Below are 26053 nucleotides of genomic sequence, written 5' to 3' on the forward strand. Positions count from 1 at the left end.
CTCCTCTGTTTTATAAAATAATCATACCCGATAGAGCGTTTTCAAAATACCATCTGGATTTTAGAGAAAATCATATAAAAATTAGATATAGACATATATAATCAGACATTAATTCGTTAAAATCAGTGATATATTCTACTTTTAAATGAAACAAAAGTTATATTAAGGTAATATATTATCTAAATTGGTAAATTTCGAAAACGTTTTATAGAAATCGTTTACTTCAAACTGATTGCATACAAAAAGGACCCTTTCGGGTCCCTATAATTACAATGTGAATTGAATCGTTTGCAGTTTAACGATGCCGAGTAATTGCGCTACGGATATGGAGGTTGCTGGACGGAATTGATCTCCATGCAGATACGCAAGTATCTCCTGAAATAAAAAGGCGACTTCTGGACGCTTCATTAAAGCCAGGTTGGCAAACGGAAGTGAGGATATCAAAATCTTACCCTTCCCTACTTTTGCCTCAAAGGCATAAGCGAGTCGTTTGGCCCGATGGAAATGGTCCACCACTTCGATCAGCGGCTCCACCCCGGGCAACGTATCCAAACCTATCGCTGGTGTACCGTTCACCAAGTGATACCAATGCCAGTCCGAAGCCCCATCATGCGGGAAGGAACCTAGTAGTGCTAGCTGTTCTCTCAAATACAAGCCCATCGTTGCACCAGGCTGTGTAGCAAACATCAGGTAATTCCAGAATACAGGCAGATACTTGGTCTTCACTGAATCATATAACCCTTCTGCGGTTGACTGTAGCCAAACACTCCCCCCGTTGACCACATAATCAACGACATTGGGTGTTAACGACTGAACGATCACCAAGTCAATCTCCCGATTTTTCAACAACTGAAATCCATCGATGCGATCTACGCCATCATGTTGTGCTTCCCCGAGAAGTGGCTGCAGCTCTGCCACGGTATTCCAGAACCGATTCGAACCCGGATGAGACTGATAAAAAGGAAACGACCAGCCATGCCATACATTCGCTACAGTTCTTTCCAAATCGCCTGATATCAACTCCGCCTCAATCCGAAAAGCCGCTGCTGCTTCCCGAGGTGCTGTAGCGACGATGCTTCCCAGTGACATGACGGACCCACATTGGATATCTCCGGTCTTCCATTCTCCTTCAGTGAGTATCACATCATCGCTTATTAACCTCCACTGAATGAGCGCGTCCTCAAGCGGCTCCTTACCGTAGTGAGAGATGCGTACATCGACATGAATGGATTCTCCGGCGTAAAATGTACGCTCCTTGCAACTTAATAACAGCACCATATCTGCGTTGAAACACATGAATTCTTCTGGTGTTGTAATGCCTTTGTCATCCCAAAATACATCAAGAATGCCCGTCGTAGCATGTCCCTGCCCTGGAAAATCGCGAATGTCCAGAAGCTGTACCCCCGCAGCGTCCGGTGTTCGCCGAATTCGCTCCATGGCTTCTTTTAAGGAACGTACCAGATGGGTACCACTGACCTGTTGAAAATGCTCGAGGTCCTCCATCATTCCTTTGTTAGTTAACGATTCTTCGATCGGTCGTAACCAGCTAGGACGCAATACGCCAGTATACTTGGCTCGCTCTTGGGGCCGCACATACATGGTGTACTGTGCATGTTCGTGCCCAATGACGGGATGCTCCGCAAGCCGGGTGACTGCATGATAGTCCAGCGTGGTATCCGGCACAGCTGAGTATGCGGATTCCAGGGGGGGATGCCAGTTCAACGACTGGATATAATAATCACCTTCCCGCCCTTGCGCCGGAAGTTGTCCAAAACCTGTATTGTCCGTATATAACCGGGTTGGGTCGATATCCCTTGCCCTCGATACCCATGCATTGAGTTCAGGGTGACCATTCGGGCCAATGAGTTCATTCCCCATGGAGAACATGACGAATGAAGGATGTCTATGCAGCGACTGAAGCAACCCGTCCAGTTCTTGTGTCAGATAGGACAATACTTCAGCTGGCGCAGACTGATCCGATTGCTCAAAGAAACGAGACCAATGGGGAAGTTCTGCCTGTACCAGCATGCCGACTTCATCAGCCGCCTCCCAGAAAGGCTCCGGCGCGCTCCACCCATGCAGTCGGACATGATTGAAACCATACGATCTGGCGATTCGAAACTGCTGAAGATAATGCTCCTTGTCCCAGACGGGATAACCCGTCAGTGGGAAGATACAGCAATCGACGTACCCACGCAGATATACTGGTGTCCCATTCAATTCAAGCTGCTTCCCGTTTGTTGCAAAGGAGCGTACACCAAATGATTGCTCCAGTCGATCCAGTTCCTGTTCACCTTCATGGAGACGGATCACTGCCTTGTATAATTCAGGGGATTCATCCGACCATTTTGCGATAGACTTTTCTGTTCCAAGTTCCAATTGCCACTGTTCTATTACAGCGTTGATTTCAGTTAAACCTGCTGAGCTTATATCCACATGTGATGGATCACTCAGATTCACATTACAACTATATCGATTAAGCCATGTGCCGTCCGGATGCTGGATATCCACATGTAATTGCATTGATCTAGCCGATTCATTTGCGGGAGCGCTTACAGTACAATCAACCAGAATGGTTCCGTTCTCAGCATCTGGTTGAATACGTAACGTCTGTAATCGGCAGGGAGGCATACTGTCCAGATAAACACCACCTGTGATTCCCCCCCAGGCTGTGGCCGTATGCAATGAATGAATATGGCTACCCGCCAGCGGAAGTTTCATCGTATTATCCACGCGGATCTCCACACGATTCACTTCTCCCTGCTTCACCAGAGAAGTGACATCCCACTTCTGTTGATTCACCAGACTATCCTGCTGCCCGGCATACTGTCCATTGATCCAGAGATGCGTTGTCCATCGGACACCTTCCAATCTGAATACATAGTGGCATCCGGGATCCTCTGATGGAACATGGACATCCTGAGCATACCAGGCTGAGCCTTCATACTCGCGTACCTTTGTCCAGGTATCGAGCCTTTCGTATTCAGGCTCATCTCCGTATCCTTGCTCTTCCCATGAACCGGGAATCTGAATGGTCTCCCATGATGTGTTTTCACACTGTGATGGCGGTAATATCTCTTGTTCAACGAGTTTATCGGACTCCAGATCCAAACAAAACTGCCATGTTCCATTTAAGTTCAATGGTTGACGTACAGCGCCTATATCAGATACATTCATATCGTATAGCCATCCCTTCAACTGGATTCTTGTAAATCCAGTCTAAAATGTGAAACATTCCGTGACCATTGCTTATCATGGGAAGTGCATGGACAATATGATGAATCTGGGAATTTCTCAGCAATACCGAAAACGTTTTACACAATAGGCAAGGGCAAGGCCCCGCACTCCATACTTATTCCTCGTTTATATCCGTAGCCGTTCCTTTAATTGATGATTGGTTTCTGGCCTGTTTGTACGCGGAAGGTGATTCACCTACATACTTCTTGAACTTACCGTGGAAATAGTCCACGTTCGCATATCCCACTCTGGCCGCAACCTGATGGACCTTGAGTCCTTCATCCAGCAATTCCTTGGCCTTTTCCATACGGACCTTGTCCAGAAATACATTAAAGTACTCTCCTGTATGGTTCTTGAACAACTTGCCAAGATAACTACTGTTATAGTTGAATACTTCAGCAAGTACCTCCAGCTTGAGATTTTCGCCAGGGTTACGCTGGATAAATTCAATCATCTGTTTTAATACAGTATCCTTACTTCCTCCACCCATACGTTGAATAAGTCGATTCAAATGTTCCGCTGCCATGACTTTGAGGTCAGACATCGTAAATTGATGATAGACTTCATTAATCAGAACCGAATGTTCCTGCATAATGGAGTGCATATGTTGATTCGTCGCTGCAAGCTTGTTGAACGCCAGGGAAAATACCTGTGAGAACGCCGTCTTGATCGCTTGCTCTGTTCGGTGATATGGAACCAGGCGCTCTTCCATCTCACCCAGTACTCGCATAACGGACTCACTACTTCGGATGTCTAACGCATAATACAGCTTGTCCGCAAGTTCGTCCTCAACTGGCTCATGTGCTCCGTCCACAGCTTCAATTTCTGGCTTAACAACGCTTTCACTGCCTTCATTCCACAGAATGATGCGTTGCTCCGTGAACAAGAAGCGTTCCCCGAGTAAACGATTCGCCTGTGTGTATGACCGCGCAATTTCAGAAGTGGAATGTACAGGTTCTCCCGCAGCACCGTACATGTGAACCTCCCATTCTCCCAGCAGTCCTTCCAGCTCATTGTACAGATTTCTTGCAGATGACTCGGATGTGATTGTTTCCTTACTTAACAACCCCAGACCTGAATGGAACGAGAATACAATGCCTCGGTCTTTATGGTCAAATGCTTCAATCAGTTTGCGTTTCATAACACTTCCCCGTTGCAGGTCGGGGGCTACATGCAGCTCCAGCAGCACAATCTGATAGTGAGGCCAGTGCAGTCCCAGGCTATCTTCTTCCATGCTACCCGCACCCTCCAGACTGTCAAAGAGCAAAGCCTCGATCTGATGCTCCCGATAGACGGTATCTTCACCAGCATGACGTGCAATTGTCTCCCGTTCACGGGTCAGGATTGTAGCAATACGCTCCAGTTCACCAATAATCTCTTCTTCATCCACCGGTTTGAGCAGATAACCATCCACACCAAAACTGATGGCTTTTTTGGCATAATCAAAATCCGCGTAACCACTTAATATCAAAAAGTGCGAATCCGGATGATTCCGGCGGACTTCTTCAATCACATCCAGCCCGGTCATACCGGGCATACGAATGTCAATAATCGTCAGATCAGGCTCCAATTCCTCAAACCGGGAGATGGCCTCACGCCCGCTGGCAGCTGTAGCGATGACCTGGAATCCGTATTTTTCCCACTCGATAATGGTTGTCAGTCCCTCACGTATGCTCGGTTCGTCATCCACCAAAAATACTTTATACATGTTGGTCCCCTCCTGCTGGCAAAGTGAAAGAAACCTCTGTTCCTTCCCCATATACACTCTTAATCTGTAATCCATACGGCTCGCCGTACGTCAATGTTAAGCGTTGATGTACATTACGCATGCCGATCCGACTCTTCTCCTGTTCCTCCGGTCCACAGATAAACTGCATCACCTCAGCCAGTCGTTCTGGCGTTATGCCTGCACCATTGTCATCCACACGGATCTGTACAATGTTCTCAACTAAACGAATACTTATATGAACACGGACTGTCCCCTCTTTGTTCTCCAGACCATGGACAATCGCATTCTCAACCAAAGGTTGAATAATCAAAGGCGGAATGTACATCTTCTCCACCTCGGGATCGATATGAATCTGGAATGCGAGGCGATCGCCGTACCGGAATTTCTGAATTTCCAAATAGGAACGTACCATTTCTAGTTCAGCCCGGAAGGTTGTTTTTCCACTGCCAATCTCCAGACTCTTGCGCATTAGCTTGCCCAACAGCCTGACGATGTTGGCAATCTCTGCTTCCCCTTTGATATGGGCTTTCATGCGAATGGACTCCAATGCATTAAACAAGAAATGGGGATTGATCTGGCTCGCCATCATTTTCAGTTTAATCTCTTTTTGTGCGATTTCCAATTGATTGTTCTGTTCGGTCGCTTCTACCACCTGCGTCATGAGTTCATTGATACTTTTCACCATATAGTTGAACTGTCTTGATAGTTGCCCAATCTCATCATTTCCATCAATCCGTGAAGTCACGTTCAGGTCTCCTAATGCAAGCTTGTTGAGGTGTTTACTCAGCCGGAGCAATCGGTTCGAAGTGAGGAACGAGATGATATATACGAATAGTAGGGCGATCACCAGCACCAGTATAATAAAAATCATGCCAATCAAGCTGACGGTGTTGGCGTCTTTGACGATATTTTTGGTGGCAAAAACCGAAATCACCTTCAGGCTATTCATGCTCGATCCAGGGCCCAGCTCATCAATAACAATATTAGATGGTTCCCCCCGGAAATCACCCTCTATGGTGCCTTTCGCCTGATTCTGCAGATCAACGCCAAAATCAAGCTCATCCAGCGTTTTACCCACCAGCTCGGTATTCTTGGCTGCAACCACATACCCCTGCTCGTCCGTAATCATCGTCTCGAACTGTTCCTGACGCAGCAATCCGTTCAGCTCATCCTGATTGATCACAATCATCAACACGCCCTCTGTCCGATACTCGGCAAAAGGTACTTTGCGCACTAGGCTGAGCTTGTGTACAGGATTATCTTCCTTGTCTGGGATGTAGAACCACCCGATGCTGGTTGTTTTCAATGCCTGTTGGTACCAGTAGCTCTCTTCCGTCTGCTTGTCTACCGGAATGAATTCGAGGTTGTTGATCAATGTTGGGTTAGTTGAGTAAAAGCGAATGCCGGCTATCTCACGGTACAAACGCCTGTATTCCTGAAAGTCTTTGTATGCAAGATACGCTGAGGTTAACTCCACAACGCTCTTGTACCGCTTATTCACGATCTCCTTGAGATCCGCATTAAACATTAAAAGATTGGATATATCGGTTGGTACACGCAGCATGGTTGCTGTCTGGCTCTTGATCTTGTCCACATTGATGATCGTCTGTCCTATCGCATTGTCCAGGGCTTGCTGGCGAAAATAACTGGTCACAGCAAGACCAACAATCAGGACCGGAATCATGACAACCAGTACATAGGAAATGAGCAATTTATGCTTTAATTTGAGATTATTGGTGGTTCGTATCAGCCTTTTCAACATGTCTGCACCTTCCGTCATCTGTATAAGCGCTTACATATAAACAGCAGGATCAGGATGCCCTGTCCTCAGAATTAATCATACCACATAACCGCCAGAATTCGGATTGTCATTGCAATGGGTAATATATTGCCAGGCCTACAAGCCAGCCTACCTCTAGTAGAAGAGGCCGCCATTAACATGGCGACCAGGCTTACGGAATTATTTTCTACTGACAGAAGTTTAGCGACTCCTAGTTGGACGGAATCTATATCCTTTGGCTCATGGGCATCTGGAACCTTGTTCAACATCCAGCCTGACTTTACTTACGAACTGTTGATGGGTTAGAAAAGCCAAAAAGGCACTCCCACGATTGGAAGTGCCTTCTCCGTATAAGATTTACTCATATGTGTTAAGGACGAGGTGTACTTACCCCATTGAGGATCAGTTTAGGATGAATATCAGCGTTCAGCGAAGCAGAAACTGCACAATATTTTTCCTCAGCCATCTGGATGGCTTTCCAGATACGATAATCCGGGATATCCCCATCGACTTTGAAGATCAGATCAATGGATGTGAAGCCTTTGGGCATCTCTTCACTTCGTGTGCCTTGCGCTTCAATCTCAATCGATTCAATTTTGTCCAAAAATGCGTCCAGAATCATCGTAATATCGATTCCCATACAGCCACCGAGACCCGCCAGTAACAATTCCATCGGGGTAGCTCCCTTGCTGTCACCACCATAAGCAGCAGTGGCATCCATGCCAACGGCGTAGCCAGAGGGTCCTTCGGAAGTAAACGCACGTTTGCCTTTCCATACGGTTGTTACATTCATGATGTTATCCTTCTTTCTTAAAATTCAGTAATCTGTTGCAAGAAACGGCGAGTGCGTTCTTGCTTCGGCTGTTCAAAGAACGCCTGTGGACTTGCTTCTTCCACAATCGATCCATCCGCCATAAAGACGATTTTGTTCGCCACATTACGGGCAAACTTCAATTCATGCGTCACAACCAGCATCGTCATACCTTCCTCTGCCAGCTCCTTCATGACGGAAAGCACTTCTCCGACCAATTCAGGATCAAGAGCTGAAGTGGGCTCATCAAACAACATCACTTCCGGCTCCATGGCAAGTGCACGTGCAATGGCAACCCGCTGCTGTTGTCCACCGGACAATCGGGATGGATACGCATCCTGCTTGTCCGACAAGCCGACCCGATCCAGCAGAATTCGGCCGCGTTCAGCTGCTTCGTCCCGTTTGATTTTTTTCACCGTAACGAGACCTTCCATCACATTACCCAGCACTGACTTGTGCGGATACAGATTGAATTGCTGGAATACCATGCCGGTCTGGCGACGAATCTCCAGTACCCGGGCACGCTGGACTCGCAGCGGATCTGCGCTGTTGACCACAATGCCGTTGACTTCGATCTGTCCTCCGGACAGCTCCTCCAGCCCATTCAGACAGCGCAGTAAGGTACTTTTGCCTGAACCACTTGGGCCGAGCAATACAACAATATCTTTGGCATCGACATGAAGATCGATGTTCGTAAGTACTTCATTTTGCTGAAAACGTTTGGTAAGTCCAGTTGTTGTAATCATCGGTTCTCTCCTCCCCTCAGTAAGCCCGGGCCAACCGGCGCTCCACTTGTTCCAGAATGGCCGAGAAGCCGATACTCATGATCCAGTAGATCACACCGATGGCCAGATAAAACGGCATGTTCAATGCATATTGTGATACCAGCAGTTGTGCTGACCGTAATAACTCGGTGACACCAATCGCCGCCACAAGTGATGTTTCCTTCAACATGCCAATGAAGGTGTTACCCATCGGCGGGATGGCAATGCGCACAGCCTGCGGGAAGATAATCCGTCTCATCGCTTGAGCCGGGGTCATTCCCGTTGCATATGCAGCTTCGGTCTGTCCTTTTGGTACAGCCTGAATGGCTCCACGGAACGTCTCCGACAGAAACGCTCCTGCATTCAGACTGAGTCCCAGACATGCAGCCGTGAGTGATCCCAAGGTCACTCCATAATCGACCAATCCGTAATAAATGACGAATAATTGCACCAGCAGCGGGGTTCCCCGCATGATGGATACATAAAACCTTGCGATCAACCTAAGCCACATCGGTCCCTTCAGACGAGCAATGGCAACGAGCACTCCAATGATGAACGCAAAAAACATGGAGATCACAGTTACATACAGCGTATAGTAAGCCCCCTTCAGAAAAAAGGGGATATTCTCAAATACCAGTTCCATGGGTCAAATCTTCCCTTCGCCTTGCAGGTTCGTTATTGCGCAGGCTCTTCACCAAACCATTTTTTGAAAATGGTATTGTACGTGCCATCATCTTTCATGCCTTTGAGAGCATCATTCAGTGCTGCTACGAGTTCCGGATTGTCTTTACGAACAGCAATACCTGCCTGGTCACTCTTAATCGGTTCACCTACAGCTTTAATATTCAACCCGTTGGCATCCACAATCGGTTTCAGTGCATACATATTGTTAATTGTTGCGTCAATCCGACCAGCATTCAGATCTTTGAGTGAAGAGATGACATCGTCATAGGTTTTAATCGTGAAGTCTCCCACTTTTGGCAATACTTCATTGCGCAGATATGATTCATCATTTGTACCCAAACCTACGCCAATCGTTTTTCCTTTGAAGTCTTCCAGCTTGGTAATATCGTTATTATCTTCTTTTACAATAATTTTAACTTGGTTCGTAATATACGGATCACTGAAATCCAGTACTTTCTTACGATCATCGGTAATCGTCATCTGGCTGATAATGGCATCCAGCTTTTTGGCTTGCAGACTTGGTGTCAGACCGGAGAACTCCTGAGATACAAATTCAACTTCAACCCCAAGACGCTTCGCAACTTCACGTGCAATATCAGCATCGTAGCCGTCCATTTCTTTCTTATCGTTCAGGAAGTTGTACGGTGCGTATGTGCCCATCATGCCCACTTTGATAACGCCAGCCGACTTGATCTGCTCCAATTCATTACTTGCCTGTGCACCATTTGTGCTTCCATTGTCTGTTGCCTTACTTCCACAAGCACTAAGTACCAGCACGGTCATCAGCAGAATTGCTGTCAAAGACCAGCCTTTACGAGTTTTCGATCCATATGTTTTGTTCATTACGTTAACTTCCTCTCAGTCGTGTATTAATCTGGATGTGCATTGGGTTAATTTATTGTGACTAAACCGCAGTTGTACCCATTATTCCCTGCTATTTGTTTAATCATGTGAATCTTACGAGCCTAATAGTCCGTAAAACTCAAAGCTTGCTGCCTCAGCTGCCAGCGATGAAGCTGTCATGGCTGAGAACTTGCTGTGCAACTCATCGGAACCGAACAACCAGCGTGTTATCATGCCTTCAATCATGCTTACCAATAGCGCTGCTCGAAGCGGTACATCCATGCCCTTAGGCAACATGCCGAGCTCGATGGCACGTTCCATATTGTGACGAAACGCAGTTTCCACAGCATTACGTGTCTCCTCGACCAGGCGTTGTACGGATTCTTCCGTCACGATGCCTTTGAGCAACAGTTCCATAAAATAGCGATTCTGCGCGGCAAACAAAAACAAGTCAGTGAACAGCCTTTCCGATGCTTTCACCATATCTTCTACCGATCCTGCATCCTTGCGGTACCCTTGTCCGATCGCCTCAAGCAACTCCTCCTTGCCCGTTAAGACAATCTCCGAAGCAATGGCTTCTTTACTCTTGAAGTGCCAGTAGAACGTCCCTTGCGCCACACCAGCCTCGCGGACGATATCGGAAATTTTCGTCTGATGGTAGCCTTGGGTTGCAAAACGCTCCATCGCTATGCGTATTATTTGGTCCCGCCGTTCTTCACCGGGTTCCAAACCGTTGATTTTGGTCATTCATGTAACCCTCCCGATTGATCAGTCAGTCAGTTAATTTATATCCTATGGGATAACTAGGTTTTTGTCAATATAGTTTTAAACAAATGGTTACAAGTATAAGTTGAAGTTGAGTGCATTTGTGATCATAATAGGTGATAGCCTTGTTCAAATGAACAGGCATGGTCAAGCAGGACAGCCTATGCTGTCACCTGCATTTCAAGGAGGAAGAGAATTGGATATTATATCATCCATTATTATGGGCATCATCGAAGGTTTGACAGAATTTTTGCCCGTATCCTCCACTGGACACATGATCCTGACTGCCCATTTGCTCGGTTTATCAGAGGACAACGAGTCAGTCAAAACGTTTGAGGTGGTTGTTCAACTCGGAGCTGTACTTGCTGTTGTAGTACTGTACTGGAACAAATTCATTGATATGTTCCGCTTCACTGGAGGGAGCAGACCTTACTCCCGCCGCCTCAATCTGGGACATATCTTCCTGGCGATGGTTCCTGCCGTAGTCATCGGACTTGTATTCCGCGACTGGATCAAAGCACATTTGTTTGGTCCGGAAACAGTGCTGTACAGCCTCGTTATAGGTGGTATATTGATGATCGTGGCCGAACGCTGGAGCCGTAAGAGTGAACGAATTACAACCCATGATGTTGACGATATCTCTTACAAACAGGCATTCACGGTGGGTATATTTCAGATCTTGGCATTGTGGCCAGGCTTCTCCCGTTCCGGGTCAACGATCTCAGGCGGTCTCATTGCAGGGGTAAGCCGTGTAGCCGCTGCGGAGTTCACATTCCTCGTGTCTGTACCAATTATGATTGGTGCTACGGGATATGACCTTTACAAAAGTATCGATCACCTGAACAGCAGTGATTTCCCAATCTTTGCGATTGGATTCATCGCTGCTTTCATCGTCGCCATGCTTGCGATCAAGACGTTCCTGTCCATTTTGAAAAAATTGAGCCTGACCGTCTTTGCTGTATATCGCTTTGTCTTGGCAGCCGTGTTCTTTATTATTTTGATGTAAGCATTACAACTCAAGTAAATAGAACGGCAAAATCAATGGCGGCCTCACTTTCCCTTGGGAAGTGAGGCCGCCATATTTTATATTCTGAGCTACGTTTCTGTTGCTTCACGATTCTGTAACGGCTTCAGAGACAGGAATATCTGTAATTAGAAGAAGTTTGACCCTTCATTACTTCCTTCTCTGCCGGATTGGATCATGGGTGATGCCGACTAGGTTTACTATGTATTATGGACATCCATATTTATGTTCACTTCTGAAATGCAGGCTGGCTAGTACCACTCTTTTACTTGAATGTTCCGGTGTTTCTTTCGACTCTTTAATCTCTCACGCAGATTATATCTATTCTCCTTTTGTTCCTGCAGCAGTTGTTTTACTCCAATCATCAACAATCGATATCTCCGGTCGTCATTGTGACTTAATTGGTGCATTTCCTCAAAAATTTCATTCTTCATATGGGTCTTGTTCACTCCAAATATTCAGTTTGTTCTCACAGTATACATGGGAGCACTGAACAAATTCTAAACAAGCGTTGTTTCTCCACTTCGAATGCAGATTTGAATACACATCATGCGTGCTGGAATGAAGCAGAAAAACCCTTCCTGTCGCGTGACAAGAAGAGGTTTCCTTAGCTAAGTTAATTAAACAAACTGCTGAGCCTTCGTTCGCTTAAACTTTGGATTCAAGCGTCTCCAGATACTCGGAGATTTGAGCAGGTGTTTTAGCCCATTTGCTATGCAGATGTGCGATTTTCTTGCCGTTCTGGAAGACGAGCAGGCTTGGAATCCCGCGTACACCATTCTCTTCGGCAAAAGGCTGGAACTTCTCTGCATCCAGGGCATAGAAGGTTTTGTCCGTATGTTGGTCGATAACATCCCCGATAAAACGATCCAGGTTTTTGCAATCCGGACACCAGGTTGTATCAAATTTAATGACGGTAAAACCATCAGAGTTGATTGTATCCAAATACTGCTGTTCACTTTGAATTCTTTCCATATGTCTTCTCTCCCTTTTATGTTCCTTTTTTGGCTGATCTTCATTGTACCTTGTATAGTTACAATTGAAAATAGGCTGTACCGAGTTAACGATGCTGCTTGTACAGATTAGCGGGACTAAGCTCTCGTATTTCCTGAATTTCCGCAGCGGTGAGTGCAGGCGAATTCGAAGCAGCAATATTGTGCAGCAACTGTTCTCTTGAACTGGCACCAGGGACAACAGCTGCTACGGCAGGATGGGATAATGCGTAGCGAATAGCCGTCTGAGCCATGCTCCGTTGATCCGTAACAAGACGACTTAGCCCTTGCCGAATGGTATATAGTTGCTCTGGTGTGTAGTCCAGATAACCTTTGTCTGCCTTGGCAGATCCAGAATCGGCTAGCACACCGCTAGCTACGGGCCCACGGGCAATTACGCTGAGCCCCTTTTGTTCCAACAAAGGCAGCACTTCTTCTTCCGCTCTGCGGTCAGCAATGCTGTACTGGTTCATCACACTGACGATGGATGCCCTCTTTACATAATCCCGAATCACATTGGGACGAATGGAGGAAATTCCGTAATATCGGATAAGTCCTTCCTTCTTCAGTTCCTCAAACGCTTCAATCGTCTCTTCGATGGGGTCGTCCAAGGTCCCGCCATGCAGCTGATACAGATCGATGTAATCGGTCTGCAGACGCTTCAGACTTTCATGTACAGCCTGCTTAATGTAGGCTTTGGACGGGTCCCATGACCAGCCCTCTTTGCCCGGCATACGACGATTACCTACTTTGGTCGCCACAATGACTTGGTCCCGACGCCCTTTAATAGCTTGTCCTACAATTTCCTCATTACGCCCTGCGTCGTACAGATCAGCAGTATCCAGCAGATTGACTCCATGATCCAGAGCCTCATGAATCAGGCCCATAGCATGCTCCATTTCAGTTCCAAGTGACATACATCCCAGCCCAATCTCAGACACCATCAGTTCGGATGTACCCAGACGATTTTTCTTCATATTGCATCTCCCTTCATACGTTCTGCAAGTATCCATTGTATCATTCTTGCTGACAAAAATCGCTTTACACACAAAAGCAATGGACTGCTTTTGATTGCACAAAAAAACCTGGAACGACTTCATCTCCAGGTTTCTCATGATCATCATTTTAATTCAACGATAAACGAACTATCGCAATCTATTTCACTTCCACGCGTGGTCTAGTTTTACTTGTTCCATTGGACGACGAATTGGAGTTTTTCATCATACCCGAGACAGTGCTAAACAACTTATCTCTTGCTTGTTTGTTCCTCATCAGATAAGTCACACCTGCGCCGATAGCCGTCATGATAATTCCTCTTCTTTTAGACATGTGCTTCTCCTCCTTCAGGATAAATGTACATCGTGTCTTGTTTGACAATTACCCTGTGGGAGCAAAACGAAACGAAGTGCAAGCTTGATCGCAGAAAAAAAGATGACCGCTGAATTAAAATTCAGCGGTCATCTTCACTTGCTCTGTTGAGGCATAAACGTTCACACACCCGTTTAATCAGATGGCGTTGCCACATGGGTCATCTCTTCATGTTTGTAGGTAGAACCATCGGCGGTCAGATAAAAGTGTCCGATGGGATGCAGATCTTCATCCAATTCGTAGACAAGCGGAATGCCTGTCGGGATATTGAGCGCCATCACGTCTGCTTCGGACAATTGGTCCAGATGCATGACGAGTGAACGGAGCGTGTTCCCATGCGCAGAGATCAGCACTCTTTTGCCAGCAGACACCATCGGTTTAATCTCCGCATTCCAGTAGTCCAGTACACGCTTCGAAGTATCCATCAGGTTCTCCGTAAAAGGAATGGTACATCCGAGCCGCTTGTACTTGTCCAGATCCTGCACATAACGGTCATCCGTTTCGTCCAGTGCCGGGGGAGATACGTTCACGGATCGTCTCCATTCCTTTACTTGGTCTTCCCCATACTTCAGAGCCGTCTGCTGTTTGTTCAGTCCTTGCAGCGCACCATAATGGCGTTCATTCAGCTTCCAAGTCTTCGTAATGGGAATCCACATGAGGTCCATTTCATCCAGCGCAATATCGAGTGTTCGGATAGAACGTTTCAGCACGGATGCATAGGCGTAATCAAAATCAAATCCCTGTTCCTTCATGATCTTCCCTGCTTTGCGAGCTTCTCCGTAACCATCCGTCGTCAGATCCACATCTGTCCATCCGGTAAAACGATTCTCTACATTCCACATGCTCTGTCCATGGCGAATCAAAACAACTCTGTACATAAACGTGAACCCTCCTTCCATGGAAACATTACCCGCAGGTCAAACTAATTAGCACAGTGAAACGTTCATTACATTAATAATATGGTGCCATCATGAGATATACCACAACACCTGTAGAACTGACGTACAGCCAGATTGGCATAGTCCAACGTGCGATTTTGCGGTGTTTTTTCAATTGATTCGTCCAACCCCAGACAAGTGTGAACAATGCCAATGGAACAATCAGGGCTGCCAGTATACTATGGGTAATCAGAATGAAGAAATAGATCGAACGAATGATGCCCTCGCCGCCGTATTTGGACGTCTCTGGTGAGAGGTAATGGAACGTCAGATAGGTCACAAGGAATAACAGTGTCGTTGAGAATGCAGCAAGAATAAATCGTTTGTGCAGCTTCACATTCCGCTTGATAATAGCAATAAGCGCTGCGAGCAGGAAGATGAAGGTAAAGCTGTTAAACACGGCATTAAACCGCGGCAACACCGTAATATCAAAGGTTACATCACCTTTGTAACCAATCGATGGTGCGAAGAACAATAATAAAATAATGACATTAGCGAGAATGGAAATGGTGATAATGATGCCTGCGAAATTTTTATTACTCGTCGGGGATGGAATGTTCGGCTCCCCTTTGTTATTTTTGCCCAATGCAAAATCCTCCTCATATCCTAACTTCTATGTTCTATATCATTATATCTCGGCAATTCCGGGCTGTTAAGTGACAACACTCTGAACAAAAACCTTAGTACTACATGATAAAATGCCCCTTTACGGCTATTTTCAATCAAATCCAAACCAGCTCCCATTTACCCAAGTCCATATTTGTGGTATAATTATTGCAATTAATCACATACGCGTTGAAACTGGAGGAGCCTGTCACCAAGGGCCCCTCTTTGTCTTTTTCAGGCACAGAACGGCACTTTTCCTAATGCCTTTCTGTGCCTTTTTGTCTTTTTTAAGCTGAGAATGGATCGCCCTTGGGCTGGTTAACCTATAGACGCTACTACTGGAGGGGATAAACCTATGGAATTTATTTTGGTTCTTGCACTTATTTTAATCTTCACCAAACTTGCTGGTGATCTATCCGTAAGATTGGGTCAACCATCGGTTTTAGGAAAGCTGATTGTGGGTGTCGTCCTCGGGCCTGCAATTCTCGGTTGGGTTCAGCAAAGTGATTTTGTGCATTATATGGCTGAGATCGGGGTATTGCTGTTAATGTTCATTGCCGGACTTGAAACCGATCTGGAGCAATTAAAGAAAAACTGGAAGGCGGCCTTTGCCGTAGCAGTCGGCGGTATTATTTTGCCTTTTATCGGAGGATACGGTTCCGCCATGGCCTTTGGTATGTCACAGACACACGCGCTGTTCTTTGGACTTTTATTCTGTGCCACTTCCGTCAGCATTTCGGTTCAGACACTGAAAGACATGGATCAACTCAGCTCTCGTGAGGGTACAACAATCCTTGGAGCAGCTGTCGTTGATGATGTTCTGGTCGTTGTCATTCTTGCCGTTATGATGAGCTTGCTGGGTACTGGTGGAGGAGACACTTCGATCTCCTTGCTTATTGGTAAAAAGCTGTTGTTCTTTGTGATCATCATCGCTGCCAGCTGGTTCCTTGTTCCACGCATCATGAAGTGGATGGCACCACTGAAAGTAACCGAGACCGTCATTACTGCGGGATTAATTATTTGTTTTGGCTTCTCGTACTTTGCAGAGTGGATGGGTGTTGCTGGAATCATTGGAGCATTTGCCGCGGGTATCGCCATCTCCCAAACCAACTTCAAACATGAAGTCGAAACCAAACTGGAACCGATCGCCTACGGAATTTTTGTTCCAGTGTTCTTTGTAAGTATTGGCTTAAATGTCACCTTTGATGGTGTGGGTTCACAAATTTGGTTTATTGTTGTTATCAGTCTTATCGCTATTATTACCAAACTTGTCGGTGGTGGAGCTGGTGCACGACTGACCGGATTTAATATGACATCTTCACTGGCCATTGGTTCAGGAATGATATCAAGAGGTGAAGTTGCTCTCATTATCGCTTCAACGGGACTTGCTTCCGGATTACTTGATCCGGAATACTTCACGAGCGTTGTGATCATGGTCATTGTGACTACACTGGTTACTCCACCACTCCTCAAAATCACCTTTGCACGCAAAAAAGGGGAAAAACAAGTCGAACGAGGAATTGAAGAATCTCATTTAAGTGGTTAAGGGCATGTCACCGTTCAAAACTTAACAGTCCGCTTTGATCCATTTTCCCTTCAACGCGAAGGTTGGAAATGGTCGGAGCGGCTTTTTGTATTTTCACATGACAACCTGAAGCCCTGTTCACGTTCGTTTTATTTTATTTTTAGAGGAGATGAAGACGATGAGCATTGATTTTGATGAGGCTTACGAAGTCTGGATGCACTCCCTTTTGGAGGAAGAAACGAACCCTAGAGTGCTGTCCAGACTGGAAAATGGACTTGAACATGGCACATTGGAATTTTTGCGTTCAGTCTGGTTTCCGTTGATGAAAAACTTTAACCATTTGCAACCCGAATGGGAAGTTCGAGACTTTCATAACGGCTATCGATATCTGGATCTTGCATACATGCCAGGTAACGGCGTTAAGGCAGGTATTGAAATCCAAGGATACGGGCCACATGCCCGTGATCTGGATGTACGGCGTTTTAAAGATTTATGCTGGCGGAATTGTCTGCTAACGCTGGATGATTGGATTTTTCTGCCGATCACTTATATCTCCATTAAGGATGAACCGAAACGGTGCCAGCAGCTTGTGCTGTCTTTTATGGGAAAATTCATTGCTACGGACGTTCCGACATCCTTAAATTGGCTAGAAGCCGAGGCTGTTCGTTATGCCAGACGCATCATTCGTCCATTCGCCCCCTCGGAACTAGCAACACACCTGCGAATCACGGATCAGCATGCTCGAAGAGTTCTTCACAGCCTGATTGATCAACAAGTATTACTTGAAATAGCTTGCGGGCTAGTTTACAGCTCCAAGGGTAAGTTGCTTGTAGTCGATTAAATTACTTAGAATGAGGTCTCCTACCATATATAGAAAAACAAAAAAAGACCACCTTACACTCAAGAGGTCTTCGATCTTTGCCTGTTGTTGCAACAGGCTGTCCCATTTTAAGTTAGTACACCGACATAAAAACCAATGGAGATAAAGGCAACACACCATACAAAAGCACCAATGCCCGATACGAGGACGTACCTGCCGATGGCCATCTTGCTAATTCCGGAGAAACAACACATCAGATGACGAATGCCTGGAATGAAGTAACCCAGGATGATGGACCAATATCCATATTTGAGAAACCACGACTCCACCCTGCTGAATCGTTTGGCATTGACGCCGACCCACTTGCCGTATTTTTCAACCAGCGGCCTGCCCGCCTTCTTGCCGATCATGTAGCTGAGCAATCCGCCGGTAAATGCCCCACCGAAACTGACGGCGATGGATACGGAGTAATTCAATACCGAGATGGAGGCGAGATATCCGACAAAAGTCATCATCACCTCATCCGGAATCGGCATGCCAATAACGCCAAGAGCCAGTAGTCCGTATATTGCGAAATAACCATATTGACCAATAAATTCTTTTGCAAATTCCATACTGACTCGCTCCTTATTTCGGTTCCACAATATCCTTCTCATGTGAGGCTAACACTTGTTTTAGAGACGGGAATCGGATTTGGCTCACCATGAGACCGGATAATACAATAATGACAAGATAGGCTACACCCTGTGTGAAATAAGGACTCCAGAGTGCGAAAAAGGACATCAGACCTCCGGCAAATGTAATCGGCATCCCTACAAAACCACTGCTTCCTGTCTTCTGACAGTTATAACGGGCCAGACGCAAAGCACCACAAACCGGAAACAATGCAGTCAGGGCCATCCCCAGCACACTCACTTCAAGCATGGAATTCAGGTACAGAATCAGCACGGGTGCTGTTCCGAATGAAACTACATCCGCAAGTGAGTCCAGGGACTTGCCGAACTCACCCTCACAATGCAATTTACGAGCCGCATACCCGTCAAACAGATCAAAGAACATCGCTACCCATATCATCATCACAGCCAGGGCAAATTCACCATGAATAGCCATAATAACTGCCAACATGCCTGAACTCAGATTCCCCAAGGTTAAAATCGATGGTAAAGACTTCATAAGATTTGACTCCCTTTCGTACTAGGCTTTAGGAAAAATAATATAAAAACGGACTCCATCCGGTGTATTCTCCACTCCATAACTGCACCCATGCAGATCAAGAATCTGCTTCGCAATGGCCAGACCAAGCCCGGTCCCCCCCATTTTACGATTACGTGAGCGCTCTACCCGATAGAACCTCTCCCATATATACTGCCGCTCAGCTTCAGCTATCTGCTCGCCCTTGTTCTCAATGGAAATATGGACAAAACCTTCACGCCTGCTAATCTCAATAGTTATATCGGTATGTGGTATCGCATGACGTATAGCATTCATCATGATATTGAAAATAACTTGCTCCAGCTTGCTTCGGTCACCCTCAACCGTCTGTTCTGTTGTGGATACAAGCACCACATCCAATCCTTTGTCCTTCAGTTGCGGACCCAGACGGCCGGCGATATCTTCAATCATGTCAGCAAGTGCAACAGCATCCGTATTCAATTGAACCGCTGAGGATTCCAGTCGCACCAGATCCAGCATCTCTTCAACCATCGTTTCCATTTTGATCGCCTCATCGGCAATGATCTCAATGTAACGCTCCCGTTTGCTCTCACTCACGCCATCCTTCAGCCCTTCAGAATATCCCTTAATAATGCTGATTGGCGTCTTAAGTTCATGTGATGCATCGGCAAAAAACTTGCGCTGACGCTGTTCAATCTCCTGTTTCATTTCCATATCTGTACGCATCTGCGTGTTGGCCTGCCTCAGTTCTTCCAGTGTCTGACCCAAAGTTCCCGACAAGGCATTGAGGCTATTAGACAGACTGCCGATTTCATCATTACGCCGGATGGGTGATTTCACCGTAAAATCCAGCGTAGACATCTTCTTGGCGACATGGTTCAAGGCCAAGAGCGGCTTCGTTACAATTCGGGACAGGAGTAACGCCAGCAACAGAATCAATATAAATGCCCCTATGCCGAAATACGCATAGAACAAACGGGTTGCCTCATTCGCTTCCCTCATCTCCTGTAGAGAGGTGAGCGAGAAGATCAGTTGTTGCTCGGGTCCGGAACGATGCGCTGGAGCAATGGTGATGACATTGCGAACACCGCTCCAGCTATCCATCCACTCTTCATTGAGCATTTTGCCATTCGCCAAGGCCAGTTGGTCTTCGGTGGACAAAGGGAACCGGCTATCCAGTGCTTGCACCAGCAGGCCCTGCCTCTGACTCCACGTTGCCAGATTGGGAAGAACTACCTCAGTCAATACGCCAGACCATTCCTTTACCGGTTCAATTGATTCCTGAAAGCTTTCTGTTCCCCATGCGGCAGAAGTGGCATCCTGGATTTTGAATGGATAGACCATGGACTCGCTGGCCGGACCTCTCACCGTCAGTTCTTGCCCATATTTCAGATGGGATGTAATCCAGCCAGCATTCTCACTATTGATAAACAAGGACAAGGACACCTTCACGTGACTTCCATCTTCCTGAAGCAACGTAATGTGGAACGGGTCATTAACCAGTCTTCCGGTATTCGTCAGAATGACCAGATGTGACTGATTCTGACGCATGAACTTCCCGGTCTCCTTGGCTAGCTGTAAATCACTCCAATGTCCATTGGAATATTGCTGTTCGAACTTGGACAGCTTTTTCTTCATACTGCTGACCTTTTGATGCTGGTAGAAGTCGGGGAACCAGACCAACTGGGCAAAAACCGTCGTACCATATAAAAGAACCAGACATCCTGCCATGACCAGGAAAAGCTTCATCGTTACGCCATTTCTTCTCATGCTTCTGCCTCGAAACGATATCCAGTGCCAATCACCGTCCGGATACACTTGGCTTCATCACCCAATTTGCTGCGCAACTTCTTGATGTGAGTATCCACAACACGTGAGTCACCTTCAAAATCAAATCCCCAGATCCGATTCAAAATGGCATCCCGGGACAACACAATGCCTGCATTACGTACCAAATAAAGCAACAGATCATATTCCTTTGGTGCAAGTTCCACTTCAATTCCGTCCTTCTCCAGGCGTCTGGCCCATGGATCAAGGGTTACCTGTCCGAAGCGAATCACACCCTGCTCTCGTCCAATTGCACCTTCAACACGCTTCATTAATGTCTCTGCACGTGCAACCAGCACACGTGGACTAAACGGCTTGGTAACGTAATCGTCTACGCCCAGCTGAAATCCATGAATTTTATCGTCATCCTCGGACCGTGCAGTCAGCATGATAATAGGTACGGTGGATTGGGATCGAATATGCCCACATAACGTCCATCCATCCATTTCAGGCATCAAAACATCCAGAATAACCAGATCCACCTCATGCAGAGCCAACAGTTCCAGTGCCTGTACTCCATGTTCTGCTTCTATGACGTTCCATTGTTCTTTTATGAAATAATCGGCCACAATCTCACGAATGCGGCTTTCATCTTCCACCAGAAGCACTGTTCTGATCATGGCCGACTCTCCTTTTTAGATTTCTGATGTTAACATACCTATTCCATGTGTCGTTCATGTGTCCATACATGTTTTGGAATGCTCCCATGATATATACGATTAATATAAGCCAAAAGTTACTAATTTTTATAAAAATTCGCATGAAAAAGAAGCCATCAACGAGCAAGTTCCTGCTCATTGACAGCTACTTGAATGAAATCGAAGTGTGTTATCCAGAATTGATGCGCTACTGCGCGCTCCCTGGTAACACTTAGCGTTGTTGCTCCAGACGGTGTGCCACATGCAGTGTCGGACCAACAAAACGGTTCAGCGGGAATCCGCCAGCAATCGCTTTGGTCACAAAGGCTTTACCTTCACGAACAGCCTCTTTCACTGAAAGACCACGAGCCAATCCAGCGGTAATCGCCGCAGACGTCGTGCAGCCCGCACCATGCGTATATCCGGAGCCGACAACATCGGCTTCAAACCATTCGTAGTTGGTTCCATCATAGAGTAGATCCATTGCTTTACCAGGGCTAATGACACCTCTGTCCTTGATCAGGACATGTTTCGAGCCATGGGCATGAATTGCTGCTGCCGCTGCTTCCATCTGTTCCTTGGAGCGAATCGGTCCACTCTTCGCCAGTTGGGATGCTTCGAACAGATTAGGGGTAACCAGATCAGCACCTGGCAACAGGAATTCGATCATCGCTTCCGTATTTTCCGGTTGCAGTACTTCGTCTGTACCTTTGCAAACCATTACCGGATCGATAACGATCTGTGGCAGACCGCTGCGGCGAATATGTTTTGCTACCAGTTCAATAATATCTACAGAACCGAGCATACCTGTCTTCATAGCATCGAAACCGATACCGTCCAGAACAGTGCGAAGCTGCGCTTCAACTACATTTAATTCAACAGGAAAGACCTGGTGATCCCATGTTTCGGGCTCCATTGCCACAACCGTAGTCAGTACGGTCATGCCATACACACCCAGCTCCTGAAAAGTTTTCAAATCAGCTTGAATACCTGCACCGCCGCTCGTGTCCGAACCAGCTATTGTTAATGTTTTTGGAATCGTCATGGTAGTTGCATTCTCCTTCGTGTCTCAGTTGACATTATCCTATCCCTTGTACGAGCGGATGTCAATGGCATCTGAAGCCATACAGAGCATGGTTTTCCGAATGTTTCAGTTCACATCTTTGGTCTCCAGACGAACCATGGACATTGAAGCAATCCATATCCCTATTGCTCCAAGGGTCAGAGGGATAATAATAAGCGAATGAATGGAAACTTCCGACCCGTTGAAGCCAGAGCAGACAATCAAAACCAGCAAAATGGACGAGACCATCGTAGTGGTAACAGAATGCTTACGCATACCGAAGAATAGGGGAATGAGTGCCATACATGCAGCCGATAGAGAACTCATACTGTACTTCACCAGAAGTCCCAATATATCCTGATTTGTCAATGATCCGGGAATGAAGGAGTAGAAATGATTAACAATCAACAACAGTGAACCCATCAACAGATCGGTAACCATAATCATCACAAATGTAAAACCAAACACGATAATCAATTTTGCAGCAATGATTTTATGACGCTGGATGGGATAGGTGAACATGACGTTCATCGTTTTATTTCTATACTCACTGATCACCAGCTTGGATATTAAAGCTCCGGCAAATATGATAAAGGTCGCTCTCACAAATGTATCGATAATCATAAAGGCGGTCTGGTAATCGGCATAGGCATAATCTTCTGCTCCCACATCCACGAATCCAATCATGATCAGGAAAAGAAGAATGGCTAAACTGGCAATACCTGCACCTGCAAAATTACGTGCAAAGCGGTGCTTCCGCATCTCAAGTCTGATGAGTTTAAGCAACGTCTTCATCCCCTTTCACAAGCTTCATGAAGTGTTCTTCCAGGGAATGAGCCCGTTTGGATATCGATTCGATCTCAATACCATGCTGAATCAGCTTGGTGGTTAATTCCGATGGAATAATTCCCGGATCATAGATGCGTAACGTTTGGTCATCAACCAGTTTATAATTACTCAAACCAAGCTGATGTTCAATGACATAGGTCGCTTTGCGGATATCTACTGCCTGTAACTCGATGTACTCATTTTGACTTCCACGAATGCTCTCCATCGATACCTCTTCCACCAAACGACCGCCGCGAATGACACCAACCGTGTCCGCAATCTGCTCTATCTCACCAAGAATGTGACTGGAGACCAACAGGGTGATCCGATACTCATTACTAAGTCGCTTGAACAAATCTCGCATTTCCCGGATCCCTACCGGATCCAATCCATTAATCGGTTCATCCAGAATGAGCAGTTCAGGTGTGGTTATGAGTGCACGAGCCAATCCCAGCCTTTGCTTCATGCCCAAGGAGAAGTCTTTGATCGGTTTCTTGCCCGTATCCTTCAGCCCTACCATTTCCATCGTGTTGTCGATGATCTTTTTGTTGTAGAATCCCATGTATTCACAGTGAAGCTCCAGATTCTCGCGAGCAGACAACCTATCGTAGAAAAAAGGATATTCAATAATACTGCCCATTCGCTTCAGCACTTCATAGGAGGTCGGCGTAAGCTTCTCCCCAAACAGTTCAATCTCTCCTGTGGTTGGTTTGACGAGATTGGTGAGCATCTTCATGATGGTTGTTTTACCTGCACCATTCGGACCGAGGAATCCATAGATCTCACCTTGCTTAATATTCATATTGACGTTGGATACAACCTCCACCCCTTCATATACTTTGGTCACATCTATTGTTCTTGCGATATAATTCATCGTCTTGTTCTCCTTTACGTCCCCTGTCCGGGTTCCTATATCTATATTGTAAAGAGAAAAGTCTTCTTTTTTATTAATCAAATCTTACAAAAACCTTAAGTCTGACCGGACACGCCAACGCAGGGTCTACCGAGCCTTTAAATTAACCGAAAATACAGTCCGTTGATGTGGCACACTATGCAAGTGAATACTTCCACCCATCCGCTCAATTAGCCGTTTCGTAATGGTCAGACCCAGGCCGCTGCCTTGATAGAGTCGATTGCGGGAATCCTCCAGTGTATACATGCGTTCAAACACACGACTATGCTCGCTCTCCGGAATCCCTTTTCCCTGGTCCCAGATCTGTACCGTCACAGGTCCACCTATCGAATGATCCAGTGAAAGCCCCAGTACCTTACCCTCTGCCCCGTATTTCATTCCATTGGTGATGAGATTATCCAGCACACGGTCCAATGCTTCTTCATTCGCTTGCACGAAGATATCCCCATCAGGTATCTCCAGCTCCACGTGCAACCCAAGATTCGTCAACATTTCATAAAAGGAAAGCATCTTCAACCGGCATAATTCGCTGATATTCACTCGACTAAGCACCAGTTCCGTATCTCCAGATTCCAGCTTCGCCAGATCAAAAAAGGAATGGATCAAACGCAGCACTTCCTGCGCCTTATCCTGTATTTTCTCCGTCATCATCTTCCGTTCCTGATCGGTCAATGATGGGCTGTGCAGCAAGGTCTCACTATAACCCAGCACTACCGTGAGTGGCGTTTTCAGATCATGCGAAATGTTGGAGAGCATATTACGCATCTCCTTCTCCTGGTTCGCATACCCTGCTTTGGCGCGGTGCGCATGATCCAGCAGCTGGTTCATGTCTTTCAGAAGCCGACTAACTTGATCATCACTATTGAATACGAGCAAGCGCTCAAAGGTGCCTTGGTCCAGAATTGCGGATATTTTCTGATGAATATAGGACAGGTGTTGGTTTCTTTTCCGGAATTTCAACCACAATACAATGAAGGCAATGGCCAGAATACCCGTCGTGATGGCAAAAATCAGTGTCATCCCTGCTCCGCCTCCAGCTTATACCCGATGCCCCAGAGTGTCTTGATATACTGGGGAGCCGAAGGATCTGCCTCCAGTTTCTCACGCAGACGACGCATATGTACGTTAATGATATTTTCGTCTCCATAATAATGATCGTTCCAGACGGAAGCGTAGATCTGTGCCTTGGTGAACACTTTGCCAGGATGGGTAACCAACAGCTTCAGAATTCCAAATTCCTTGGATGTCAGCTTGACGGGTGTACCATCACGCTCCACCTCGTACGTCTCCATGTCAACTACGAGTCCTCCTATGTGAATACGCTGATCTGTAGCCACTTCAGCCACAGACGGAGTCGTATAATTGGCGCGGCGAATCGCAGCTTTGATGCGGGCAGTCAGTTCGATTAATGAGAACGGTTTGCTCAAGTAATCATCTGCGCCGAAGCCCAGGCCTAACGCTTTGTCCACCTCCCCATCCTTTGCAGACAGAATGAGCACAGGTACCAGACTGGCTGCCCGAATGGTTTGCAGCACATCCATCCCATTTTTGAGGGGCAGCATCAGATCCAGAATAACCAGATCATACCCGGGCTGTGACTGGCTGAACTGACGTTCTGCCTCTAAGCCGTCATATGCATAGGTGACGTCGTAGCCCTCTTTTTCCAAGTATGGCCCGACCATCTCACTAATTGAACGATCATCTTCAACAAGCAACAAGCGGTGA

Annotated in this window: 26 protein-coding genes; 3 read left to right on the forward strand and 23 right to left on the reverse strand. The window is 46.4% G+C overall.

The window, feature by feature from the left end; genetic code table 11:
- Positions 1-267: 267 nt before the first annotated feature.
- The 8 genes from MHB43_RS27840 to MHB43_RS27875 all read right to left on the reverse strand — a co-directional run bounded on the left by MHB43_RS27840 (position 268) and on the right by MHB43_RS27875 (position 10595).
- Complete coding sequence (locus MHB43_RS27840; protein WP_405130839.1) at positions 268-3177, reverse strand: glycoside hydrolase family 2 protein; 2910 nt, start codon at positions 3175-3177, stop codon at positions 268-270.
- Between the two features lie 175 nt (positions 3178-3352).
- Positions 3353-4945, reverse strand: coding sequence for a response regulator transcription factor (locus MHB43_RS27845; protein WP_221820744.1), 1593 nt, complete (start codon positions 4943-4945; stop codon positions 3353-3355).
- Positions 4938-6728: a sensor histidine kinase gene (locus MHB43_RS27850; protein WP_100529851.1), complete on the reverse strand. Its 1791-nt coding sequence runs from the start codon at positions 6726-6728 to the stop codon at positions 4938-4940. Before MHB43_RS27850 ends, MHB43_RS27845 begins: the two co-directional genes overlap by 8 nt.
- Before the next feature lie 388 nt (positions 6729-7116).
- The gene (locus tag MHB43_RS27855; protein WP_017692209.1) at positions 7117-7539 is read right to left on the reverse strand and encodes an OsmC family protein; all 423 of its coding nucleotides are present in this window, start codon (positions 7537-7539) and stop codon (positions 7117-7119) included.
- 17 nt (positions 7540-7556) lie between these two features.
- A complete protein-coding gene (locus MHB43_RS27860) occupies positions 7557-8303 on the reverse strand; it encodes an amino acid ABC transporter ATP-binding protein (protein ID WP_221820738.1) in 747 nt (248 codons plus the stop codon).
- Positions 8304-8319: 16 nt separating this feature from the next.
- Positions 8320-8964, reverse strand: coding sequence for an amino acid ABC transporter permease (locus MHB43_RS27865; RefSeq protein WP_017692207.1), 645 nt, complete (start codon positions 8962-8964; stop codon positions 8320-8322).
- Between the two features lie 32 nt (positions 8965-8996).
- On the reverse strand, positions 8997-9848 hold the full coding sequence (locus MHB43_RS27870) for an ABC transporter substrate-binding protein (RefSeq protein ID WP_221820733.1): 852 nt from the start codon (positions 9846-9848) through the stop codon (positions 8997-8999).
- Between the two features lie 114 nt (positions 9849-9962).
- Positions 9963-10595 carry a TetR/AcrR family transcriptional regulator gene (locus tag MHB43_RS27875; RefSeq protein ID WP_221820732.1) on the reverse strand — a complete coding sequence of 211 codons (633 nt, stop codon included), beginning with the start codon at positions 10593-10595 and terminating at the stop codon, positions 9963-9965.
- A 181-nt stretch (positions 10596-10776) separates the two neighbouring features.
- Here MHB43_RS27875 and bacA point away from each other — a divergent pair, with 181 nt between their 5' ends.
- Positions 10777-11619: an undecaprenyl-diphosphate phosphatase gene (bacA, locus tag MHB43_RS27880; protein ID WP_339185456.1), complete on the forward strand. Its 843-nt coding sequence runs from the start codon at positions 10777-10779 to the stop codon at positions 11617-11619.
- Between the two features lie 269 nt (positions 11620-11888).
- On the opposite strand, the gene MHB43_RS27885 is transcribed toward bacA, so the two are convergent.
- From MHB43_RS27885 to MHB43_RS27910, 6 genes are all read right to left on the reverse strand, one after another.
- Positions 11889-12071 (reverse strand): hypothetical protein, encoded by a 183-nt coding sequence (locus MHB43_RS27885; protein WP_074096490.1) that lies wholly within the window; start codon positions 12069-12071, stop codon positions 11889-11891.
- Positions 12072-12285: 214 nt separating this feature from the next.
- The gene (locus MHB43_RS27890; protein WP_017692202.1) at positions 12286-12612 is read right to left on the reverse strand and encodes a thioredoxin family protein; all 327 of its coding nucleotides are present in this window, start codon (positions 12610-12612) and stop codon (positions 12286-12288) included.
- Positions 12613-12697: 85 nt separating this feature from the next.
- Positions 12698-13606 carry an aldo/keto reductase gene (locus MHB43_RS27895; protein WP_405130840.1) on the reverse strand — a complete coding sequence of 303 codons (909 nt, stop codon included), beginning with the start codon at positions 13604-13606 and terminating at the stop codon, positions 12698-12700.
- Between the two features lie 178 nt (positions 13607-13784).
- Complete coding sequence (locus MHB43_RS27900; protein WP_179088546.1) at positions 13785-13958, reverse strand: hypothetical protein; 174 nt, start codon at positions 13956-13958, stop codon at positions 13785-13787.
- Positions 13959-14131: 173 nt separating this feature from the next.
- The gene (gpmA, locus tag MHB43_RS27905) at positions 14132-14875 is read right to left on the reverse strand and encodes a 2,3-diphosphoglycerate-dependent phosphoglycerate mutase (protein ID WP_339179506.1); all 744 of its coding nucleotides are present in this window, start codon (positions 14873-14875) and stop codon (positions 14132-14134) included.
- Between the two features lie 73 nt (positions 14876-14948).
- Positions 14949-15521: a DUF420 domain-containing protein gene (locus MHB43_RS27910; RefSeq protein WP_017692198.1), complete on the reverse strand. Its 573-nt coding sequence runs from the start codon at positions 15519-15521 to the stop codon at positions 14949-14951.
- A gap of 375 nt (positions 15522-15896) precedes the next feature.
- On the opposite strand from MHB43_RS27910, the gene MHB43_RS27915 reads away from it, so the two are divergent.
- Together MHB43_RS27915 and MHB43_RS27920 are read left to right on the forward strand one after the other, a co-directional pair.
- Positions 15897-17087: a cation:proton antiporter gene (locus MHB43_RS27915; RefSeq protein WP_221820726.1), complete on the forward strand. Its 1191-nt coding sequence runs from the start codon at positions 15897-15899 to the stop codon at positions 17085-17087.
- A 157-nt stretch (positions 17088-17244) separates the two neighbouring features.
- Positions 17245-17907, forward strand: a complete 663-nt coding sequence (locus MHB43_RS27920) for a transcriptional regulator (RefSeq protein WP_221820724.1) — start codon at positions 17245-17247, stop codon at positions 17905-17907.
- A gap of 107 nt (positions 17908-18014) precedes the next feature.
- Here the strand turns inward: MHB43_RS27920 and MHB43_RS27925 are convergent, their stop codons facing one another.
- The 9 genes from MHB43_RS27925 to MHB43_RS27965 form a co-directional block, all read right to left on the reverse strand.
- Positions 18015-18500 carry a DedA family protein gene (locus MHB43_RS27925; RefSeq protein WP_221820722.1) on the reverse strand — a complete coding sequence of 162 codons (486 nt, stop codon included), beginning with the start codon at positions 18498-18500 and terminating at the stop codon, positions 18015-18017.
- Positions 18501-18513: 13 nt separating this feature from the next.
- Complete coding sequence (gene pssA, locus MHB43_RS27930; RefSeq protein ID WP_221820721.1) at positions 18514-19059, reverse strand: CDP-diacylglycerol--serine O-phosphatidyltransferase; 546 nt, start codon at positions 19057-19059, stop codon at positions 18514-18516.
- 21 nt (positions 19060-19080) lie between these two features.
- Entirely contained in the window at positions 19081-20829 is a 1749-nt protein-coding gene (locus tag MHB43_RS27935) for a cell wall metabolism sensor histidine kinase WalK (protein ID WP_221820720.1), read from the reverse strand.
- Positions 20826-21506 carry a response regulator transcription factor gene (locus MHB43_RS27940; RefSeq protein ID WP_221820719.1) on the reverse strand — a complete coding sequence of 227 codons (681 nt, stop codon included), beginning with the start codon at positions 21504-21506 and terminating at the stop codon, positions 20826-20828. Before MHB43_RS27940 ends, MHB43_RS27935 begins: the two co-directional genes overlap by 4 nt.
- Positions 21507-21756: 250 nt before the next feature.
- Complete coding sequence (gene thiD / locus MHB43_RS27945; protein ID WP_017692191.1) at positions 21757-22569, reverse strand: bifunctional hydroxymethylpyrimidine kinase/phosphomethylpyrimidine kinase; 813 nt, start codon at positions 22567-22569, stop codon at positions 21757-21759.
- Positions 22570-22674: 105 nt separating this feature from the next.
- Positions 22675-23373 (reverse strand): ABC transporter permease, encoded by a 699-nt coding sequence (locus MHB43_RS27950; protein WP_405130841.1) that lies wholly within the window; start codon positions 23371-23373, stop codon positions 22675-22677.
- Positions 23366-24289, reverse strand: coding sequence for an ABC transporter ATP-binding protein (locus MHB43_RS27955; protein WP_221820711.1), 924 nt, complete (start codon positions 24287-24289; stop codon positions 23366-23368). Before MHB43_RS27955 ends, MHB43_RS27950 begins: the two co-directional genes overlap by 8 nt.
- Positions 24290-24415: 126 nt before the next feature.
- Positions 24416-25348: a sensor histidine kinase gene (locus MHB43_RS27960; RefSeq protein ID WP_339179517.1), complete on the reverse strand. Its 933-nt coding sequence runs from the start codon at positions 25346-25348 to the stop codon at positions 24416-24418.
- Entirely contained in the window at positions 25345-26010 is a 666-nt protein-coding gene (locus tag MHB43_RS27965) for a winged helix-turn-helix domain-containing protein (RefSeq protein ID WP_397376254.1), read from the reverse strand. Before MHB43_RS27965 ends, MHB43_RS27960 begins: the two co-directional genes overlap by 4 nt.
- Positions 26011-26053 lie beyond the last annotated feature (43 nt).

Origin of the sequence: Paenibacillus sp. FSL H8-0317, from assembly GCF_045040685.1 — a bacterium.
Lineage (GTDB): Bacteria > Bacillota > Bacilli > Paenibacillales > Paenibacillaceae > Paenibacillus.

What these genes read in the sequence shown, in the direction of transcription:
- MHB43_RS27840 (WP_405130839.1), bottom strand. Translation starts at nt 3,177, where the DNA reads ATGAATGTATCTGATATAGGCGCTGTACGTCAACCATTGAACTTAAAT.
- MHB43_RS27845 (WP_221820744.1), bottom strand. Translation starts at nt 4,945, where the DNA reads ATGTATAAAGTATTTTTGGTGGATGACGAACCGAGCATACGTGAGGGA.
- MHB43_RS27850 (WP_100529851.1), bottom strand. Translation starts at nt 6,728, where the DNA reads ATGTTGAAAAGGCTGATACGAACCACCAATAATCTCAAATTAAAGCAT.
- MHB43_RS27855 (WP_017692209.1), bottom strand. Translation starts at nt 7,539, where the DNA reads ATGAATGTAACAACCGTATGGAAAGGCAAACGTGCGTTTACTTCCGAA.
- MHB43_RS27860 (WP_221820738.1), bottom strand. Translation starts at nt 8,303, where the DNA reads ATGATTACAACAACTGGACTTACCAAACGTTTTCAGCAAAATGAAGTA.
- MHB43_RS27865 (WP_017692207.1), bottom strand. Translation starts at nt 8,964, where the DNA reads ATGGAACTGGTATTTGAGAATATCCCCTTTTTTCTGAAGGGGGCTTAC.
- MHB43_RS27870 (WP_221820733.1), bottom strand. Translation starts at nt 9,848, where the DNA reads ATGAACAAAACATATGGATCGAAAACTCGTAAAGGCTGGTCTTTGACA.
- MHB43_RS27875 (WP_221820732.1), bottom strand. Translation starts at nt 10,595, where the DNA reads ATGACCAAAATCAACGGTTTGGAACCCGGTGAAGAACGGCGGGACCAA.
- bacA (WP_339185456.1), top strand. Translation starts at nt 10,777, where the DNA reads ATGCTGTCACCTGCATTTCAAGGAGGAAGAGAATTGGATATTATATCA.
- MHB43_RS27885 (WP_074096490.1), bottom strand. Translation starts at nt 12,071, where the DNA reads ATGAAGAATGAAATTTTTGAGGAAATGCACCAATTAAGTCACAATGAC.
- MHB43_RS27890 (WP_017692202.1), bottom strand. Translation starts at nt 12,612, where the DNA reads ATGGAAAGAATTCAAAGTGAACAGCAGTATTTGGATACAATCAACTCT.
- MHB43_RS27895 (WP_405130840.1), bottom strand. Translation starts at nt 13,606, where the DNA reads ATGAAGAAAAATCGTCTGGGTACATCCGAACTGATGGTGTCTGAGATT.
- MHB43_RS27900 (WP_179088546.1), bottom strand. Translation starts at nt 13,958, where the DNA reads ATGTCTAAAAGAAGAGGAATTATCATGACGGCTATCGGCGCAGGTGTG.
- gpmA (WP_339179506.1), bottom strand. Translation starts at nt 14,875, where the DNA reads ATGTACAGAGTTGTTTTGATTCGCCATGGACAGAGCATGTGGAATGTA.
- MHB43_RS27915 (WP_221820726.1), top strand. Translation starts at nt 15,897, where the DNA reads ATGGAATTTATTTTGGTTCTTGCACTTATTTTAATCTTCACCAAACTT.
- MHB43_RS27920 (WP_221820724.1), top strand. Translation starts at nt 17,245, where the DNA reads ATGAGCATTGATTTTGATGAGGCTTACGAAGTCTGGATGCACTCCCTT.
- MHB43_RS27925 (WP_221820722.1), bottom strand. Translation starts at nt 18,500, where the DNA reads ATGGAATTTGCAAAAGAATTTATTGGTCAATATGGTTATTTCGCAATA.
- pssA (WP_221820721.1), bottom strand. Translation starts at nt 19,059, where the DNA reads ATGAAGTCTTTACCATCGATTTTAACCTTGGGGAATCTGAGTTCAGGC.
- MHB43_RS27935 (WP_221820720.1), bottom strand. Translation starts at nt 20,829, where the DNA reads ATGAGAAGAAATGGCGTAACGATGAAGCTTTTCCTGGTCATGGCAGGA.
- MHB43_RS27940 (WP_221820719.1), bottom strand. Translation starts at nt 21,506, where the DNA reads ATGATCAGAACAGTGCTTCTGGTGGAAGATGAAAGCCGCATTCGTGAG.
- thiD (WP_017692191.1), bottom strand. Translation starts at nt 22,569, where the DNA reads ATGACGATTCCAAAAACATTAACAATAGCTGGTTCGGACACGAGCGGC.
- MHB43_RS27955 (WP_221820711.1), bottom strand. Translation starts at nt 24,289, where the DNA reads ATGAATTATATCGCAAGAACAATAGATGTGACCAAAGTATATGAAGGG.
- MHB43_RS27960 (WP_339179517.1), bottom strand. Translation starts at nt 25,348, where the DNA reads ATGACACTGATTTTTGCCATCACGACGGGTATTCTGGCCATTGCCTTC.
- MHB43_RS27965 (WP_397376254.1), bottom strand. Translation starts at nt 26,010, where the DNA reads ATGGTCGGGCCATACTTGGAAAAAGAGGGCTACGACGTCACCTATGCA.